18 protein-coding genes and 1 pseudogene are annotated in these 16,527 nt (G+C 65.1%); 4 read left to right on the top strand and 15 right to left on the bottom strand.

What is annotated here, in order from left to right:
• Positions 1 to 28 precede the first annotated feature (28 nt).
• The 3 genes and pseudogenes from HAP40_RS06220 to HAP40_RS06210 all read right to left on the bottom strand — a co-directional run bounded on the left by HAP40_RS06220 (position 29) and on the right by HAP40_RS06210 (position 1,979).
• Complete coding sequence (locus tag HAP40_RS06220; RefSeq protein WP_166818629.1) at positions 29 to 529, bottom strand: hypothetical protein; 501 nt, start codon at positions 527 to 529, stop codon at positions 29 to 31.
• A pseudogene (locus HAP40_RS06215) lies at positions 526 to 1,139 on the bottom strand (permease). The gene HAP40_RS06220 and the pseudogene HAP40_RS06215 overlap by 4 nt, the downstream one beginning before the upstream one ends.
• A gap of 243 nt (positions 1,140 to 1,382) precedes the next feature.
• On the bottom strand, positions 1,383 to 1,979 hold the full coding sequence (locus tag HAP40_RS06210) for a superoxide dismutase (RefSeq protein WP_008543722.1): 597 nt from the start codon (positions 1,977 to 1,979) through the stop codon (positions 1,383 to 1,385).
• A gap of 244 nt (positions 1,980 to 2,223) precedes the next feature.
• Here HAP40_RS06210 and HAP40_RS06205 point away from each other — a divergent pair, with 244 nt between their 5' ends.
• The 3 genes from HAP40_RS06205 to HAP40_RS06195 all read left to right on the top strand — a co-directional run bounded on the left by HAP40_RS06205 (position 2,224) and on the right by HAP40_RS06195 (position 4,759).
• Positions 2,224 to 2,751, top strand: coding sequence for a GNAT family N-acetyltransferase (locus HAP40_RS06205; protein ID WP_166818630.1), 528 nt, complete (start codon positions 2,224 to 2,226; stop codon positions 2,749 to 2,751).
• 80 nt (positions 2,752 to 2,831) lie between these two features.
• Positions 2,832 to 4,217, top strand: coding sequence for an MATE family efflux transporter (locus HAP40_RS06200; RefSeq protein ID WP_166818631.1), 1,386 nt, complete (start codon positions 2,832 to 2,834; stop codon positions 4,215 to 4,217).
• A 107-nt stretch (positions 4,218 to 4,324) separates the two neighbouring features.
• The gene (locus HAP40_RS06195) at positions 4,325 to 4,759 is read left to right on the top strand and encodes a DUF2147 domain-containing protein (protein WP_166818632.1); all 435 of its coding nucleotides are present in this window, start codon (positions 4,325 to 4,327) and stop codon (positions 4,757 to 4,759) included.
• Here the strand turns inward: HAP40_RS06195 and HAP40_RS06190 are convergent.
• Positions 4,756 to 5,907, bottom strand: coding sequence for a DUF3095 domain-containing protein (locus tag HAP40_RS06190; protein ID WP_166818633.1), 1,152 nt, complete (start codon positions 5,905 to 5,907; stop codon positions 4,756 to 4,758). The two genes, HAP40_RS06195 and HAP40_RS06190, sit on opposite strands and share 4 nt — an antisense overlap.
• A 223-nt stretch (positions 5,908 to 6,130) precedes the next feature.
• Between HAP40_RS06190 and HAP40_RS06185 the strand changes: the two genes are divergently transcribed.
• Positions 6,131 to 6,517: a hypothetical protein gene (locus tag HAP40_RS06185; RefSeq protein ID WP_166819602.1), complete on the top strand. Its 387-nt coding sequence runs from the start codon at positions 6,131 to 6,133 to the stop codon at positions 6,515 to 6,517.
• A gap of 4 nt (positions 6,518 to 6,521) precedes the next feature.
• Here the strand turns inward: HAP40_RS06185 and HAP40_RS06180 are convergent, their stop codons facing one another.
• The 11 genes from HAP40_RS06180 to HAP40_RS06130 form a co-directional block, all read right to left on the bottom strand.
• Positions 6,522 to 6,737 (bottom strand): hypothetical protein, encoded by a 216-nt coding sequence (locus HAP40_RS06180; RefSeq protein WP_166818634.1) that lies wholly within the window; start codon positions 6,735 to 6,737, stop codon positions 6,522 to 6,524.
• A gap of 125 nt (positions 6,738 to 6,862) precedes the next feature.
• Positions 6,863 to 7,585: an SDR family NAD(P)-dependent oxidoreductase gene (locus HAP40_RS06175; RefSeq protein ID WP_166818635.1), complete on the bottom strand. Its 723-nt coding sequence runs from the start codon at positions 7,583 to 7,585 to the stop codon at positions 6,863 to 6,865.
• Entirely contained in the window at positions 7,578 to 8,960 is a 1,383-nt protein-coding gene (locus HAP40_RS06170) for a class I adenylate-forming enzyme family protein (RefSeq protein ID WP_166818636.1), read from the bottom strand. The genes HAP40_RS06175 and HAP40_RS06170 overlap by 8 nt, the downstream gene beginning before the upstream one ends.
• Positions 8,947 to 9,192 (bottom strand): acyl carrier protein, encoded by a 246-nt coding sequence (locus HAP40_RS06165; protein ID WP_166818637.1) that lies wholly within the window; start codon positions 9,190 to 9,192, stop codon positions 8,947 to 8,949. Before HAP40_RS06165 ends, HAP40_RS06170 begins: the two co-directional genes overlap by 14 nt.
• Positions 9,193 to 9,344: 152 nt before the next feature.
• Positions 9,345 to 11,159 carry a long-chain-acyl-CoA synthetase gene (locus HAP40_RS06160; protein WP_166818638.1) on the bottom strand — a complete coding sequence of 605 codons (1,815 nt, stop codon included), beginning with the start codon at positions 11,157 to 11,159 and terminating at the stop codon, positions 9,345 to 9,347.
• A gap of 226 nt (positions 11,160 to 11,385) precedes the next feature.
• The gene (locus HAP40_RS06155) at positions 11,386 to 11,655 is read right to left on the bottom strand and encodes a DUF3551 domain-containing protein (RefSeq protein ID WP_166818639.1); all 270 of its coding nucleotides are present in this window, start codon (positions 11,653 to 11,655) and stop codon (positions 11,386 to 11,388) included.
• A gap of 30 nt (positions 11,656 to 11,685) precedes the next feature.
• Positions 11,686 to 11,964: a DUF3551 domain-containing protein gene (locus HAP40_RS06150; protein WP_166818640.1), complete on the bottom strand. Its 279-nt coding sequence runs from the start codon at positions 11,962 to 11,964 to the stop codon at positions 11,686 to 11,688.
• 121 nt (positions 11,965 to 12,085) lie between these two features.
• Complete coding sequence (gene htpG, locus HAP40_RS06145; RefSeq protein WP_166818641.1) at positions 12,086 to 13,963, bottom strand: molecular chaperone HtpG; 1,878 nt, start codon at positions 13,961 to 13,963, stop codon at positions 12,086 to 12,088.
• 124 nt (positions 13,964 to 14,087) lie between these two features.
• The gene (locus HAP40_RS06140; RefSeq protein ID WP_166818642.1) at positions 14,088 to 14,516 is read right to left on the bottom strand and encodes a hypothetical protein; all 429 of its coding nucleotides are present in this window, start codon (positions 14,514 to 14,516) and stop codon (positions 14,088 to 14,090) included.
• Positions 14,517 to 14,780: 264 nt separating this feature from the next.
• Positions 14,781 to 15,380, bottom strand: coding sequence for a nuclear transport factor 2 family protein (locus HAP40_RS06135; protein WP_166818643.1), 600 nt, complete (start codon positions 15,378 to 15,380; stop codon positions 14,781 to 14,783).
• 134 nt (positions 15,381 to 15,514) lie between these two features.
• Complete coding sequence (locus HAP40_RS06130; RefSeq protein ID WP_008543577.1) at positions 15,515 to 16,321, bottom strand: response regulator; 807 nt, start codon at positions 16,319 to 16,321, stop codon at positions 15,515 to 15,517.
• Between the last annotated feature and the right edge of the window lie 206 nt (positions 16,322 to 16,527).

Genomic DNA, 16,527 nt, shown 5'->3' with positions numbered 1-16,527 from the left:
ACGACCCGCGACGTCATTCAGGCCGGCCTCAGGGCTTCCCGATCAGCATGGCGATCGCCGCCGCCACGAACGGGAACGGCACCGAGACCGCGCAGCGGAACCAGACGAAGCGGGCCGGCATGAACGGGATTTCCCACAGGATGACCCGCTGGAAGGCGAACAGGGCCCAGGCGACGACGTAGGCGACCACTTGGGGCACCCCGCCGCCCGACTTCAGCGCCACCGTGCCGATGGAGAAGCCAATGACAGGTCCGCCCGGCGTCGCGGCACCGGCGACCACGGCAGAGGCGACCCCGAGCCAACCGCTGTCCGGCCCGAGCCAGCCCGTGATGACCTCCTGCGGGATGATGGCGGCGATGTAGCCGGAGCCGATCACACCAAGCGCGATCCGCGGCACGATGTTGATGAAGTCCATCGCGCCTTCGCGTAGCGAGGCCCTGAACACGGCAGGGCCGCGGCGGAAGGCGATCAGGCCCACCCCGAACACCGAGCCCCACAGCACGATGTCGATCAGGAGTGCCGCGCTCACATCTCGTCGTCCTTGGTGGCGGCGGGCTTCGGATACATCCTGACATAGACGAAGCGGCCGAGCGCGCCGGCCAGCACAGGCAGCGGCAGCGAGATCACGATCCGCCACAGGGTGAAATCAGTGCCCATGATCGGGATTTCCCAGGCCACCGCCCGGCCGTAGCCGATCAGGGTCCAGCTCACGACCATGGCGATGGTGGCGCCGAAATCGGCACCGACGGCGAGCAGCGCGCTTGCAACCGGATAGGCGGTGAAGGGACCGCCCGGCAGGATCGCGCCGAAGGCGGCGCCGATCAGCAGCCCCATCAGGCCCGATTTCGGCCCAAGCGAGCGCGAGACTTTTTCGTGCGGCAGGATCTCCGAGATGAAGGCACCGAGCAGGCAACCCGCCAGCACGCGCGGCAGGATGCCGCCAACAGCGAGAGGTCATGGGTGAGAATCTCGAGAACACCGTCGGTGCCGTCACGCCGCCAAACCAGACCCGCGCTCACCGCCACCAGGGCCGCGATGATGATGGTGGACCAGCCGATCGGCTTGCGCACGCGCCCAGGCCGCGGCTCGGAGTCCGCGTCCTCGGCAGGCGCCGGGTCTTTCGGGGAAGGTTCTGACACCGGGCTCGGTCGGATCGAGGGTGATGCCCACTCTGATTAGGGGCGCCGCCTGGGCGATGCAAACGGAACGATGGCAGACCCGTGCGCGCGTCGTGCAGGGCTGCTTCAGTGAATTCCGCACAGCAAAAAGGCGGCCGCGCATGCGACCGCCTTTTTGTCCTTCCGGGGCGCGCGAAGCGCGAGCCTGACGCCCAATGGATTCCGGGCTCGGCGCTAATGCGCCACCCGGAATGACAGTGGACCTTACGCCTTGTCGAACAGGGACTCGACGTATTCCCAGTTCACGAGGTTCTCGACGAACGCCTTGAGATAGTCCGGACGGCGGTTGCGATAGTCGATGTAGTAGGAGTGCTCCCAGACGTCGACGCCGAGGATCGGGGTGGCACCGTGCACCAGCGGATTCTCGCCGTTCGGGGTCTTGGAGATCTCGAGCTTGCCGTTCTTGACCTGGAGCCAGGCCCAGCCGGAACCGAACTGGCCGACGCCGGCCGCCTGGAAGTCAGTCTTGAACTTTTCGAAGCCGCCGAGGTCTTCGTTGATCTTCTTCTCGAGCTTGCCGGGCAGCTTGGTGCCGCCGCCATTGGGCTTCATCCAGCTCCAGAAGTGGATGTGGTTGTAGTGCTGGCCGGCATTGTTGAACACCGCGGGGTTCTTGCCGAACGAGCCCTTGACGATCTCTTCAAGGGACTTGCCTTCCCATTCGGTCCCCTTGAGCGCGTTATTGCCGTTGGTGACGTAGGCCTGATGATGCTTGTCGTGATGATATTCCAGCGTCTCCTTCGACATATACTGGCCGAGGGCGTCATAGGCGTAAGGGAGTGGGGGCAGCGTAAAGGTCATGGGTTCTTGTCCGCAACTGGTGGGGAACGAGTTCTAACGGTCACCCCTTATAGAAGGTTCCGCGGCCGTTAAATACCGCCAATTTGCGAAAACGCGTGATGCGACCGCTTGGCACGATTGCAAAAAATCGGCGCAGGCGGCGGGCGATCGCCCAAGCCCACTGATCGCTGCAAAATATCATTGCCTTTGAAGCGGTTATGACAGAACGAATGCACCGCCAACCGAAGATGCGAGAGACCGAGCAATGAGCGTCGAGATTGACATTCTGAACGGCGACGCCTCATGGCCGATCGCAAAACCGTTGCTCAACGCGGTCTGGCGCCAGGACGCCGTGGAGAAGCAGGCCTGGGCTCACGTTAAATGGGCCAATCCCGATCTGCGCGTGCTGATCGAGACGCCCGAGGACGGTCTCGTCTGCCATGTCGGCATCTACTTCCGCACCGTCACCTGGAACGGGCAGAAGGTCCATATCGGCGGCATTGGCGGGGTCTGCACGCGTGAGGACAGGCGCGGCCGGGGCTATGCAACCCTCGCCATCGACGCGGCGGTTCATACTATCCGCGCCAACGAGGCCGCCCGCTTCGCGCTGCTGGTCTGCGAGCCTCACAATTTTTCGTTCTACGAGACCCGGAGCTGGCTGCCCTTCAAGGGCGAGGTCTATTGCGAGCAGCCGGAGGGACGGATCCGCTTCACTTACATGGCGCCCTACGTCTTCAACATCGTCCGCGCGCCGACGCTGGGCACCATCGACCTATGCGGCCTGCCCTGGTGAGCCCTGCGTGAGCGAGGGCTGCGCAGGCCGCCTTGCGCCCTATAGTATGTCGATCATCATCTCATATTCCGCCGGGTGACATGACGATCGACGCCCCCTTAGACGCCGTTCCGCCGCTTGCCCCGGCCGCCTCTCCCATTGCCAGCCTGCTGACCGCGCCGATCCTGCCGACGCTGCTGCGGCTCGCGATCCCCAACATGATCGCGATGGTCGGCAGCACGCTGGTTGCGATCGCCGAGACTTCCTATATCGGCCGGCTCGGCACCGTTCCGCTCGCCGCGATCGCGCTGGTGTTTCCGTTCGCGATGCTGACTCAAATGATGAGCGCGGGCGCGATGGGCGGCGGCGTCTCCTCCGCGATCAGCCGCGCACTCGGCGCAGGCGATCGCGACCGCGCCGCGACGCTGGCGCTGCATGCCGCCATCATCGGCCTCTGCGGCGGGCTGTTCTTCACGGTGATGATGCTCGTCTTCGGCCGCTCCTTCTTCGCGCTGCTCGGCGGCCGCGAGCACGTGCTCGAGGAGGCCAGCGGCTATTCGCAGGTGCTGTTCTCCGGTGCGGTCGCGATCTGGCTCGTCAACACGCTGGCCTCGGTGATCCGCGGCACCGGCGACATGCGCCTGCCTTCGATGACGCTGATCGGGGCGAGCGTGCTCCAGATCGCGCTCGGCGGCACGCTGGGGCTCGGCCTGTTCGGCGTGCCGCAATTCGGCATGCCGGGCGTGGCGAGCGGCCAGCTGATCGCGTTCAGCTGCGCCGCGATCTTCTTCGTCTGGTATCTCTTGTCCGGCCGCAGCCGGTTGCCGCTCGATTTCCGCGCCTTCCATTTCGAGCGCGCGATGTTCCTGGACATTCTCAAGGTCGGCGCATTGGCCTGCCTGTCGCCGCTGCAGACCGTGCTCACCATTCTGATCTTCACGAAAATCCTCGCGACCTTCGGCACCGAGATGCTGGCCGGCTACGGCATCGGCTCGCGGCTGGAATTTCTGCTGATCCCGATCACCTTCGCCTTCGGCATCGCCTCGGTGCCGATGGTCGGCGTGGCGATCGGCGCCGGTCACGTGAAGCGTGCGCGCCGTGTGGCCTGGACCGCCGCTGCGGCCTCCGGCCTCACGGTCGGCACGATCGGCCTCGTCGTCGCGCTCGATCCGGCGCTGTGGGTCTCGCTGTTCACCCGCGATCCCGGTGTCACAGCGGCGGCGCACAGCTATTTCCACTGGGCCGGTCCGGCCTTCGTGTTCTTCGGCGTCGGCGTGTCGTTATATTTCTCCTCGCAAGGTGCGGCGCGCGTCGGCGGACCCGTGCTCGCCTCTACGGCGCGCCTGCTGATCGTCGCGGTCGGCGGCGTCGGCCTGATGACGATGCAGGCGCCGGCTTGGACCTTGTTCGCACTGGTCGGCGGCGCAATGGTCGCCTTCGGGCTATTGACCGCAGCCTCGGTCGCGTTCGTGCGCTGGGGCAAATGAGCGCAGGCAGATAAGCGGACGTGCCAACGCAGGAATGTGATTCCAACCAGCGTTGCACTATCCTGCCGGGCTGCTATGGAGGCGCCGTCATTTTTCGGGGCCTCTCCATGTTCAGCAGATTCGCGCTTCCCTTCGTCGTCCTGACGGTGCTGTTTAGCGCAGCGAGCGCACATGCGCAGAGCGCCGACGGGACCTGGCTCACCCAGGCGGGCGATGCGCGCGTGAAGATCAGCAAATGCGGCGACGGCATCTGCGGTCACATCGTCTGGCTGCGCGAGCCCATGGACACCGCGACCGGCCAGCCAGCCACCGACAGCAAGAATCCCAATCCGGCGCTCGCCCGGCGTCCGATGATCGGCCTGCCATTGTTCAGCGGCATGCAGCCGTCAGCTCCAAACAAATGGTCCGGCCAGATCTACAACGCCGACGACGGCAGCAGCTATGCGAGCAGCGTCACGGTGATATCGATGGATTCGCTGCGTGTCGAAGGCTGCGTCGGCGCACTCTGCGGCGGTGAAACCTGGACGCGCGCGGGGCGCTAACCCGCCGCCATCATCGTCTTCAACGCCGACGCCGCCGAGGCATAGCCGCCCCGTGCGCCATCGATGAAGTGGACGTGGTCGCTGCGCAGTGCCGAGGGCGCGAAGCAGGTCATCATCGCCGCGTCCTGCTGGTAGAGGCCGTAGCGCACGATGCCCTCGCGCGCCGCCGCAGCGAGACGAGCGCTGAGGGCGCGTTCGAGTTCCGGCGTGCAGTCGAGGATCATTCGCAATCCGTCGTCATATTTCCTGAAGTCCGAGTTCTCGACCACCTGACGCTTGTAGACGTTTGGCTCGAAGCCGCCGACCTTGAGGTCGAAGCGCATAATCAGATAAGCGAACAATGTATAGGCCAGCACGCCGGCGCGGCGCGCGAGCAGCGGGCCGCCGCGCCTGGTGCGGGCTTCATAGTCCAGTCCCTGCGGCGGCCATTTCAGGGGCGGCCCTTGCGGTGGCACCGGGCGGCCGCCATCCGGACTGCGCTCGACGAGATGAATGACGTCCTCGATCACCTTTCGGAAGGCCAGCGGATCGGCACCGCGCGCCGGCATCACCAGCACCGACAGTATCAGCCCGCGCGAGGCCGGCATCACCTCGAAGCGGCAGGACAGGCCGGAAAGATCGGGCTGGGAACCGTCAGGCGCCGCCATCACCGCGAACTCGCCGCGCTTCATGGCGGCATCCGCCCAGGCGAGGCCGCCGCCGGAGAACATTGCATAGGACAAATTGGCCGACGGACCGAAGCGCGCGACACGCACGTCGAGGCCATGCGCGCGGATGGCGCTGACCGGCACCAGGGCGATCCGCATCTTCAGATCGAGATCTTCCCGCACCCAGGTCGCGGTCGCCGCCAGCGCGTCACGAGCAAGCTCGATATCGCGAGGCGCGACCGCAAAGCTCGCGCCGTCGCCGCCGAAGACGAAGGGGAACTCGCGCCCCTGCAACGCGTTCGTCACCGCCGCGATCACGGCGGCGCCGGCCATGTTCACCGCCTTATAGCGCTGCGCCGCGATCGCCTTGGTCGAATCGACGATATCGGCAACGCCGATGCTCCAATCGTCCGGCAGCGGCGAATACAGCACCGGATCCATCAGGCTGGTGAAACCGCGGAAGACGTCAATGCCGCCGTAGAAAGATTCGCTTGATGTCATCGGGTGATGCCGGAGGGTCGGGATGGCGCGCTGCGAGACAGATACGTGGCAGGATCGATCCGGGTTCGCCCGCGGCCCTGCACATCGTCCCGATCATTGGCCGAAATGGAGCCCGACGACAAGCGCGCACCGCGATGCAATGCCGCAGTTCGTCCTTGATCGGCATCAAACAGCACGCCGCAGATGGCGTCTACTCTTGATCTAGCGAACATGATGACCCGGGATCATCGAAGTGTCCGACGTCGACAACAAGGACTCGACCTCACCGGTCCGCCGGCGCACGGGCCGCGACGCGATCAGCGCGGTGAAGATGCCGGAAAGGCTGACCGCCGCCGTCGATGCCTGGGCTGAAGCCCACCAGCTGCCGCGCTCCGATGCAATCTGCAAGCTCGTCGAACTGGGGCTGAAGATCGCGCCTGCCGAACCGGCACCGGCGCAAGCGATCATATCGGACGCCGCGAAGATCGTGGAGATCGCCGTGCACGAGATCAAAGCGCTGCTCGATCCCGCACTGCCGGCAGACGAACGCGAGCGCCGAATCCGCCGCCTCACCGAGGGGCCACCGGAATTTTCACACCAGCGAATCGATCTGCCGAAGCATCGGACGTGAGGACTTAGTGCAGCTTTTCGTCCTGCCGCTTGCGAACGGTCGGTGCAGGGACATCGTGACAGCCGACCAGCCGCACGAATTGCTGCGGATGCATCTCGTAGCCGTGATCACCGGAATTCTGATGCGACATCGGCTGACAATGAACATTGTCCGGCTTCGCGCGCGACTGCTCCTCTGACGTCCCGCCCAAATTCGAAGCGGTCATGTTTGGCATGGCCATGGACTGCTCCCTGTCGTTTAGGGCAGATCGATTGACGTAACCCAATCGATTGCGGGGCATCTTACGACCAAATCCGGTTGAATGTCATTGCGCCGGATCAACGCAATCGTCACGGCCGGGTTCCGCTAGGCGGTATTCCCCGCGTCGATCGTAAACACGGTGCCCGTGACGTTGCGGCCGCCCTCGCCGAGCAGATATTCCACCATGCGCGCGACGTCGTCGGTCTCCGGCAGGCGGCGCAGCGCGCTGCGGCCGGCGATGCGCTTGCGCCCCTCGTCGGTGAGATTGTGCGTCAGCTCGGTGTCGATGAATCCAGGCGCGATCGCGTTCACGGTGATGCCGAGCTTGCCGACCTCGCGCGCCAGCGAGCGGGTGAACCCGGTGGCTGCGGCCTTGGTCGCGCCGTAGACGGAGAGGCCATTATAGCCCGTGGTGGCGATGACCGAGGAGATGTTGATGATGCGTCCCGCACCATCCGCCATCATCTGCCGCGCGACATATTTGGTGAGGATGATCGGCGAGAGCACGTTGAGCTGCACCAGCGCCTCGATCTCCGAATTGTGCATGGTCGCGAGCAGGCCTTCAGTGCCGAGCCCGGCATTGTTGACGAGGCCGTAGATCGGGCCGAACTCGTCGCGGACCAGTTTTGCAAAAGCCGGGATCGCGTCGATCACCGCGAGATCGCAGGCGCGGAAATGCAGCCGCCCGTCGGACTCCGCGATCGCCGACTTGAGTTCCTCGCTCTCGCGCCGCGCGGCCGCGATCACGTTGAAGCCGCCCCCGACGAGGCGCCTTGCAATTGCCAGCCCGATACCGCGGCTGCCGCCGGTGACGAGAACATTATGCATCGGTGCGCGCCAGTTTGCCGGCTGGGGTGACGTCGAGCGCCTCGACGAAGCGGATCACCGCCGGAACCTTGTGCGAGGCGAGCTGCGTGCGGCACTGATCCAGGATCTGGTCGCGGATCTCCTTCGCCCGCGCGGGATCGGAGCCGTCGGCGAGGATGACGTCGGCGACGACGATGCCCCCGGTGATCGGACTGCGGCGCGATTTGGCCCGTGACATCCGGACGTCGGGATGACGGTTGATCACCGCCTCGATCTCTTCGGGGTGAACCTTCAGCCCGCCGATATTGATGATGCCGCCGCGGCGGCCGACGAAATAATAGCGGTCACCGCGCAGCTCGACGATATCGCCGCTGTCGACGAAGCCGTCCTCATCGGTCAGCGCGGCGGCGTTGCGGCCGATGTAAGCGTGGGCCGTGCGCGTCGAGCGTATCCGCAGCGAGCCGTCGACGACCTTCATCTCGACACCATTGCGGTTGCCGAGATAATCGGCCGGAAAACCCTCGAGCCCGTCATTGACGGCGAAGCCGACGCCGGCCTCGGTCGAGGCATAGGCATGTCCGACGGAGGCATTGGGGAATGCCGTCTTCAGGCCGTCGAGCACCGCCTGGTCGGCGATCTCGCCGGAGAGACGGACGTAGCCCGGCGCGAATCGTGCGGCCGAGCCGCTCATCAGGAGCTTGCGCCAATGCGAAGGCGTGCCGGAGATGTGCGAGACGCCGCGCGCATTCAGCCGCGCAACGTGATCGGCCAGCGCCTCGTGCGGGTCGGACAGCACCATGGAGCCGCCGGAGAGGATGGCGCGGAGGAAGATCTGCAGGCCGCCGTACCGGCGGATGTCGTAGAACGTCGCCCACACCGGTGCAGGTCCGCGCGCGGGCCCCTCGGCGACGATCGCGCCGGTCAGCGCCTCCAGTGTATGGCCCGCGATTTTCGGCACGCCCGACGTGCCCGACGTGAGCATCAACCATTCCGTGGCGCGCTCGGTCCTGGCCGGCGCGACTGCCTGGAACGGCAGCTTCGCGGTAACCACCAGCGGCACGCCGGTCTCGGTCCAGTGATCGGGCTCGTCGGTGACGACGGCATCGATCGCGGCATCGGCGATCAGCGCGCCGAGATGCGCCGGGTTGAGATCGGGCGGGCACAGCAGCATGCGACGGGCGATGCCGTCGAGCTCGATCATGGCAAGGCCGGAGCGGAGCTGGTCGGACAGCTTGAGCAGCACGCAGCGGCCGGCCAATTCGGACAGGTGGCCGCCGAGGACCGTCTGCGACAGGATGTTCGTCAGCGACACGACATGGTGCGCATCCGAGAGCGTGCGGCCCTTCAGCTCAGCGCCGAGATGGTCGCGAAGCGCAAAGATCTCACGCGGGGACATTTTCGTAGGCCCGCACGAAATCGCCCACGGTAGCGGGGAACGCTGCGTCCTCGGAAATCGTGAAGGGGTCGACGCCGGTTTCGTCCTCGAGGCGCGCGACCAGGATCGCGAAAGCGAGCGAGTCGAAGCCCGTCTCGTGCAGGGACAGATCGTCCGAGAGTGCGGGAAGGAAGACGTGCTGCTCCCTGGCGATCTGCTGGATCGCTTCGATGACCTTAGACCTTACCGACATGGCTGGCTCGCTCGTTGTTATCGCTTGTTGTTATCGCTCATTGGGCGGCCCTTGCTGACCGCCTCCCCATGGCGGCCTGTCTATCCGACAGAAGTAAATGGCTTCTTGGACAATTCAGATAAAACTGGATCCATCTGTTGATTTTCGCAGCGTTACAGCCTGATCGTGCCGTCGTTGATGCGGGCATAGGCCTCGGTATCGAGCGCGACATACGCCCCGTTTGTCGGGTCGAGCATGAACAGCGGCTCCGCTATCGCGTCCGGATCGAAGCCTTCGCGCGCGAGCCCTCCCTTCTTTTGCTTGAAGGTCTCGGTCGCATCGATCTCTTGGGAGATGCGGATGAAAACGGGACGCGCATAGGCCGGCAGGCGTTGCGCGAGATGGGCAGGCAGCGTGGCGATGTCAAAGCCCTCGTTCACGACGATGGCGCTCATGCCGGCGCGGCCGTCGGTGCCGGGAATGCTGACGCCATAGGTGGTGGCGTCGACGACGCCGGTGAAGTCGCGCACGGCGTCGTTGACTTCTGTCGTCGCGACGTTCTCGCCCTTCCAGCGGAAGGTGTCGCCGATGCGGTCGACAAAATGGAAGAAGCCCTTGTCGTCGAGCCGCATCAGATCGCCGGTGCGAAACCAGGCGTCGCCCTTGGCGAAGACATCGCGCAGAATCTTTTTCTCGGTCTCGCTTGCGTCGGTATAGCCCTCGAAACGGCCGCCCCCCTGGTCGGCGGTGCCGATGCGGCCGATCGCTTCGCCGGCCTCGCCGCGGCCGCAGGCGATGCAAAAGCCATCTTCGTTGCGGAGCGGCACGCCGCCATCGGGGTCGAGCTTGACGATGCCAGCGGGAAAGCGGTGCGCCAGCAGCGGCGGAATACGGCCGATCGCGCCGGGCTGGCCCTCCACGTTGAACAGCGAGAAATTGCCTTCGGTCGCCGCGTAGAATTCGAGGATGCGCGGAATGGCGAAACGCGCCTGAAAGTCTTCCCAGATATCGCCGCGCAGGCCGTTGCCGCAGACGAGCCGCAGACGATGCCGGTTCTCATACTCCGACGGCGGCGCCTTGAGCAGATAACGGCAGAGCTCGCCGATATACTGGAACAGGGTGCAGTCGTGTCGGACGATGTCGGACCAGAAATGCGAGGCCGAAAACTTGTCCGCAATCACCACCGAACCGCCGGCGGCCAGCATGCTGCATGGCGCGACGATGCCGCCGACGGAGTGGAACAGCGGCAGGCAGTCATAGAGCCGATCCTGAGGCGTCGCGCCGGTGAGGCCGGCGAACCAGAAACCCCAATTGAGGATGCGGCGGTGACTGATGCTGGCGGCCTTCGGCAGACCCGTGGTGCCGGATGTATAGATCAGCAGGGCGCGGTCGTTGATCGTCACATCGCCACGCTCGTCCGGCGAAAGGGGCGAATCGTCAAGCGCCGCAAGCGCGACGTCGATGGCGCGTTCGCTGCGGGCATCCCCGTGGGTCCAGACTTTTGCCTGCGTCTTCAGATGCGGCGTGGCGCTCTCCAGCATCTCCGCCAGCTCATGCGCGACGATGACATGCGAGGGCTTCGCGACGTCGATGCAATGCGCCAGCGATGGCCCCACCAGCCTGGTGTTGAGCAGCGCGGCCACCCCGCCGACCCGGCTGATGCCGAGCCAGGCCGCGACATAGTCGATGCCGTTCGGCATGATCAGGGCAACGGTGTCGCCCTTGGCCACGCCGGCCGAGCGCACCCAGCGCGCGTAGCGGTTGATCCTCTTGGACAGGCCTTCGTAATCGAGCGTGGCAGCGTCGGTCACGAGCGCCGCGCGATCGGGCTGGCGGCGCGCCCAGTCGTCGACGACGTCGGCAAACAGGCGGCCCGGCAGCGTCTCGATCCGCGCGGTGAGCTCGATCGCCTTCAGCCAGATCTTTGACGCCGACGGCGCACGCGCGGCTTTCGGTTGCTCGATGACACCGGTGGTCATGCCGTTCATTCTCTCGGGGCCGTGGCTGCTGGTGCCCAAGCCTAGCCCGCGCCGCCCTGCCCAGGTGTTAAGAGGCAGGGTAAACCCCGGTTAGTGCGCGATTAACGCTAGCCATCCCTTACCGAGCCGGCCGGAGCGGCACGCGCGACAGCTGGTGCAGGGTGCTGGAATTGTCAGGGATCAGGAAATGGCGGCGGCAGCTGCGGGCGAAGCGGAGGCGCCGCTCCGTCCGGCGTTAGCCGATTCGCCTGTGACGCAAACGCGGGGGCGGCGCATTGACCGGGTAATACGGATTGAGGTCACAGACCGCGGCGCGCCCCGACGCGGTCGCGCGGCACTGCGGCAGCGTGGTAAAGGAGCAATCGTACCACTCCCCGCCACCACCATTCGCGCCGGAATAGACGTGCATGCAGACGGGAAAGCTGGGATCGAAGGTCTGCGCATGAGACGGCGCAGCCACAAGCAACGCACCGACGGTGACGACCAGGCCGAACGAGTAACGCATGACAGGTGTTCCTGCGCGCATCGCGGATTGCTAATGCACCTTCTTGTGACGCCGGCGCGGCGACGGCGGTTGATCGAAGGCGTAGTAAGGATTGACATCACAGCTTGCCGATCGGCCTGAAGCCGTGGCGCGGCACTGCGGCAGCGAGGTGAAGGAGCAGTCGTAATAGTCACCACCGCCGCCGCCGAAGCCGCCGGGCGTGTAGACATGCATGCACACGGGGTAACGCGGATCGTAGGTCTGGGCGCTGGCATCTGCCGCGACGAACAGTGTGGCAATCGCGGTGAGGGTCAAGATCGGCAGGCGCATGGAGAGATCCTCGAATAGGTCCGCGGCGGCGGCGCGGACGCCGGCCGCCTCCCTATGACATAACACCACGCGGGAGGCGACTGTTCCTAGGGACAGATGACGGCAAGGTGAGCGGGGCGAGCTACCCGCCCAGCCCCCGCAAAACGAGCCGGTTCAGCCTCGCGGCGAACGCGGCCGGATCTTCCGGCAATTCCCCGTCAAGGATCTGCGCCTGTTCGAGCAGGAGCAGGCTGAGATCGTCGACCGCCTTGGAGCCGGCCTGCGCCTTGGTGATCGCGCCGACCATCGGATGGCGCAGATTGATCTCCAGGATCGGCTTGGTCTTCATGCCGCGATTTTGCTGCGCCAGGATGCGCTCCAGCTCGCGGCTCGGCCCCTGGCTGTCGGCGACCAGGCAGGAGGCCGAGCTGGTGAGACGCGTCGAGGCCTTGACGTCGCTGACGCGCTCGCCGAGGGCGGCCTTGATCACCGCGATGGTGGCGGCCTCGTCGGCCTCGGGCTCATCCGTCTTCGCCTCCTCCTTGTCGTCGACCCGCGGGATCAGGTCGAGGTTGAGATCGCCCTGGCTCAGCGATTTCAGCGGCTTGCCGTCGAACTCCGAGGGCATCGAGGTCCAGAAGGCATCGACGGGATCGGACAGCAGCAGGACCTCGATACCGCGGGCGGTCGCGGCCTCGAGCCGCGGATTGGACTTCAGCCGCTCGATGCTGTCGCCGACGAGATAGTAGATCTCGGTCTGGTTCGGCTTGAAATCGACGATCACCTGCTTCAGCGACCGCTTCTCCCCCGACGTCGTGGTGAAACGCGACAGCGCAAGCAGCTTTTCGCGACGCTCGAAGTCCTCGTAGATGCCTTCCTTCAGCACCGCGCCGAAAGCGTCCCAGATCTTGACGAAATTGTCCGGATCCTTCTCGGCGAGGCTTTCGAGCTCGGACACGACGCGGGTCGCCACGGCTTTGCGAATCTGCGCGAGCTGCGGATTGTTCTGCAGCATCTCGCGGGAGATGTTGAGCGGAAGATCCTCGCTGTCGACGACGCCACGGATGAAGCGGAGGTAGCCCGGCAAGAGGTCGGCGTCATCGGTGATGAAGACGCGGCGGACGTAGAGCTTGACCCGGCCCTTGCGATTTGGCTCGAACAGGTCGAACGGCTTGGCCGAGGGCGCAAACAGCAGCACGGCGTAGGAATAGCGGCCCTCGGCGCGATAGTGCAGCGTCATCGCGGGATCGTCGAAGGCGGAGGCGATCTGCTGATAGGCCTTCTTGTAGTCCTCCGCCGTCAGCTCCGACTTGGAGCGCTGCCACAGCGCGCTCGCCGAATTGATCTGGCGCGGCTCGCCCTCACCAGGCACGAGCTCGATGGGAAACAGGATGTTGTCGGAATAGGCCCCGACGATGCGCTCGATCTCGTAGGTCTCGAGATATTTCTTGGCGTCGTCCTTGAGGTGCAGAACGATCTCGGTACCGCGCGCGACGCGCGCCGCGTCCTCGTCACTGGCGCGGGCGATCTCGAAGCCGGAGCCGCCGGAGGACGTCCAGGTCCAGACATCGCTCTCACCGGCGCGGCGGCTGACCACGACGATCTTCTCGGCGACCATGAAGGCGGAATAGAAGCCGACGCCGAACTGGCCGATCAGGCCGAGGCCGTCCTTGGCCTCCTTCAGCTTCGACACGAAGGCCTTGGTGCCGGAGCGGGCGATGGTGCCGAGATGGTCGATCAGCTCCTGCCGCTCCATGCCGATGCCGTTGTCGGCGATGGTGAGTGTCCCCGCGGTCTTGTCCGGGATGATGCGAATCTTGAGCGCGTCCCCCTCGCCCAGCAGCGCCGGGCTTGCGATCGCCTCATAGCGCAGCTTGTCGCAGGCATCCGAGGCGTTGGAGACAAGCTCGCGCAGGAAGATGTCGGTCTCCGAATAAACGGAGTGCACCATGAGGTGCAGAAGCTCGGAAACCTCGGCCTGGAAAGGCTGCGTATGCACAGCCGTGTCTGACGTCGTCATGCGTTTACCCGGTCAAAACGAAGAGGAAGAAACCCGGGATATAACGCGAAGGGACAGGGGATCAAGTGCACGTGAAGGATCGTCCTCCCGCCGGGAGGACGATATGTCCGCGGACCGGTGCAGATCAGGTCACGCAGCGGCCGGGCTGGAGCAGCTTTGCGACCTCCGTCAGGGAGCTGACCATCGGCTCGCAGGCGATGGTCGGCTTGCTGCGGTTCTTCTTCTGGGTCTGGTTCTGGAGCAGCACCGGCGGCTTGGCGTTGCCGGTTTCGATCACCGCGGGGACGCGCAGCAGCACTGACGTATCGGCGAGGTCGTTCAACCGCATCGACACGGTTCGGGTGGGAACGGGCGCCTGCTTGATCTCGGCCAGGCGGTCGGCCTTGCCGGCACGATTGACGTTATGGCTCGGCGCCAGGTTTGTGCTGTGGCTGGGCAGGTCGGCGACCGCCTGCCAGCGGTCGGCCAGATCGTGGCCGGAGGCCAATTGCACCGCGCCGAGCGTTGCGGCAATCGCGACGGCGCCTAAAAATACCTTTTGAATCTGTGACATGGCTGTCGATCCCTCGCCCCATGGCGATCGCGGGAACAACGCGGGCGGAGGATCAGGAGTTCTTGGCCATCACGATCACTTAACCGTGTGCGAGAAAAGTCGCGGGCCTGCAAAATATTTCGGAAGCCGTGGAACGAGTCCGGCGCCGGGGAGTCGTCTCAGCAGCCGGCTATTCCCCCCTGCCCCATAAGCCGGCGACGTAGGGCGCGACTGTGGTGATGCCAGTCGCGCCTTACTTTTGTCTGGGCCCATTCTTGCTTTGGATTATTTGGCTGTCCCGGACAGCCAGTCCCTCCCCTCGCCGTAGAGCTTCTCCACCTCGGGCCCGACGAGGCCGGGCATGTCGCGCTTGACCTTGTAGCCGATCAGCTCCTGCATGTAGGCGAGATGGCGGTAACCTTCAGGGAGCGCGGCGAGCGCTTTCTGGTCGAGCTGCAGCGGCGCGGCGGGATCGACCGGGTCGATCCGGTCCTTCTCGTAGATCGGCTGGCGGCGAACGATGCCCCACTTCCCCTGCCGCTTCTCCAGGAAATCGTAGAAGCGCCCGGTGCAGACGACGTCGCAGAGCACATCGTGCACCAGGGCGCGCTGCGAGATCGTCATCTTGGTCTGGGCGATGGCCCGCACGCCTTCGAGGTCGATGCTGGTGCCGCCGAGGAAATGCAGGATGCGCACGCCCTTGGCGAAGCCCTCCTGGCTGACCCGCATGAAATCCCGTGCCGGTCCCTGAAACCAGGTGGCGGACATCCAGCCTTCCTCGTGCCAGACGGTCGCAAAGCGCTCCCAGTCACCGGCATCGCGCCACACCGCCCAGTTCTCGACGAGGTCGCGGATGGCGAGGCGATCGAGCAACGCTTGGTCCATGTGCACGTCTCCGACTGGGATCAATGCATGAGGTATGAGCGGTGAAATCGATCCGCGTCAAGCGCGGACGGCGGCACGAAAAATCCGGCGTGCCTTGCAGCACGCCGGATCAGATCGTTTCGCGAGATGGCGCCTTACGCCGCCGGCGCCTTGGGTGTGCGGTTGCGCGAGTTGCGCTGGAAGAACAGAGCCTGACTCGCGACCGCCGATACCATTGCCGGCTGGAACGGTTTTGAGATCAGGAACGCCGGCTCGGGGCGCTCGCCGGTGAGGAAGCGCTCGGGATAGGCAGTGATGAACACCACCGGCACCTCGAAGGTGCGGAGCAGCTCGTTCACGGCGTCGAGGCCCGACGAGCCGTCGGCAAGCTGGATGTCGGCGAGGATCAGGCCGGGCCGCTTGTTCTTGGCGAGTGCCACCGCATCGGCATGGGTGCGCGCGACGCCGACGACGTTGTGGCCGAGATTCTTCACCAGGCTCTCGAGGTCCATGGCGATGAAAGTCTCGTCCTCGATGATCAGCACGTCGGTGGCGATCTCGGCCGCCATCTCGCGTCCAGCGGTATCCGCAAGGCGCCGCGTCTCCGCGACGTCAGTGCCGAGGATGAAACCGACTTCCTCCTCGGAGAATCCCTCGAGCGAGAGCAGGAGGAAGGCCTGCCGCGGCAGCGGCGTGATGTTCGAGAGCCGACGCTCCGGCGGCATCGGAAGCGTCGTCACCTCGGCATCGTCGTTGACGGAGACCGAATTCCAGATCTGGGTGAACAGTCGGAACAGGCCGGCGCGGGGTCCATGGCTCTCGTCGAGCACCGACGGGTCCCCCAGCATGGCTTCCAACATGGCTGCGACATAGGCGTCACCGGAGGCTTGGCTGCCCGTCAGGGCGCGCGCATACCGGCGCAACAACGGCAAGTGTTCAGCAACGAGCTGTGAACGGGACATCCCCACTCCATTCATCTTCGGGCCGGCCTTAAGATCCAGGGCGATTACGCGGGGGGCCCGGGTTCCCCTGCTGTGCTGACTACGCCGCAGCCCGAGAAAAGTTCCGCAATTGGCGGAACTTTTTATCGAACCTCGAATTGAGCCTATCCAGGGAACGGCTCCCGGTTGAGAGAAATTCTCGATTTTACAGTTACTTAACTCGGGGA

The sequence above is a fragment of the Bradyrhizobium sp. 1(2017) genome (genome assembly GCF_011602485.2).
GTDB lineage: Bacteria > Pseudomonadota > Alphaproteobacteria > Rhizobiales > Xanthobacteraceae > Bradyrhizobium.
This window is presented reverse-complemented; position numbering and strand designations above follow the sequence as displayed.

What these genes read in the sequence shown, in the direction of transcription:
- HAP40_RS06155 (WP_166818639.1), bottom strand. Translation starts at nt 11,655, where the DNA reads ATGCGTTACTCGTTCGGCCTGGTCGTCACCGTCGGTGCGTTGCTTGTG.
- HAP40_RS06200 (WP_166818631.1), top strand. Translation starts at nt 2,832, where the DNA reads ATGACGATCGACGCCCCCTTAGACGCCGTTCCGCCGCTTGCCCCGGCC.
- HAP40_RS06180 (WP_166818634.1), bottom strand. Translation starts at nt 6,737, where the DNA reads ATGGCCATGCCAAACATGACCGCTTCGAATTTGGGCGGGACGTCAGAG.
- HAP40_RS06175 (WP_166818635.1), bottom strand. Translation starts at nt 7,585, where the DNA reads ATGCATAATGTTCTCGTCACCGGCGGCAGCCGCGGTATCGGGCTGGCA.
- HAP40_RS06130 (WP_008543577.1), bottom strand. Translation starts at nt 16,321, where the DNA reads ATGTCCCGTTCACAGCTCGTTGCTGAACACTTGCCGTTGTTGCGCCGG.
- HAP40_RS06190 (WP_166818633.1), bottom strand. Translation starts at nt 5,907, where the DNA reads ATGACATCAAGCGAATCTTTCTACGGCGGCATTGACGTCTTCCGCGGT.
- HAP40_RS06165 (WP_166818637.1), bottom strand. Translation starts at nt 9,192, where the DNA reads ATGTCGGTAAGGTCTAAGGTCATCGAAGCGATCCAGCAGATCGCCAGG.
- HAP40_RS06210 (WP_008543722.1), bottom strand. Translation starts at nt 1,979, where the DNA reads ATGACCTTTACGCTGCCCCCACTCCCTTACGCCTATGACGCCCTCGGC.
- HAP40_RS06170 (WP_166818636.1), bottom strand. Translation starts at nt 8,960, where the DNA reads ATGTCCCCGCGTGAGATCTTTGCGCTTCGCGACCATCTCGGCGCTGAG.
- HAP40_RS06140 (WP_166818642.1), bottom strand. Translation starts at nt 14,516, where the DNA reads ATGTCACAGATTCAAAAGGTATTTTTAGGCGCCGTCGCGATTGCCGCA.
- htpG (WP_166818641.1), bottom strand. Translation starts at nt 13,963, where the DNA reads ATGACGACGTCAGACACGGCTGTGCATACGCAGCCTTTCCAGGCCGAG.
- HAP40_RS06160 (WP_166818638.1), bottom strand. Translation starts at nt 11,159, where the DNA reads ATGAACGGCATGACCACCGGTGTCATCGAGCAACCGAAAGCCGCGCGT.
- HAP40_RS06150 (WP_166818640.1), bottom strand. Translation starts at nt 11,964, where the DNA reads ATGCGCCTGCCGATCTTGACCCTCACCGCGATTGCCACACTGTTCGTC.
- HAP40_RS06195 (WP_166818632.1), top strand. Translation starts at nt 4,325, where the DNA reads ATGTTCAGCAGATTCGCGCTTCCCTTCGTCGTCCTGACGGTGCTGTTT.
- HAP40_RS06205 (WP_166818630.1), top strand. Translation starts at nt 2,224, where the DNA reads ATGAGCGTCGAGATTGACATTCTGAACGGCGACGCCTCATGGCCGATC.
- HAP40_RS06135 (WP_166818643.1), bottom strand. Translation starts at nt 15,380, where the DNA reads ATGGACCAAGCGTTGCTCGATCGCCTCGCCATCCGCGACCTCGTCGAG.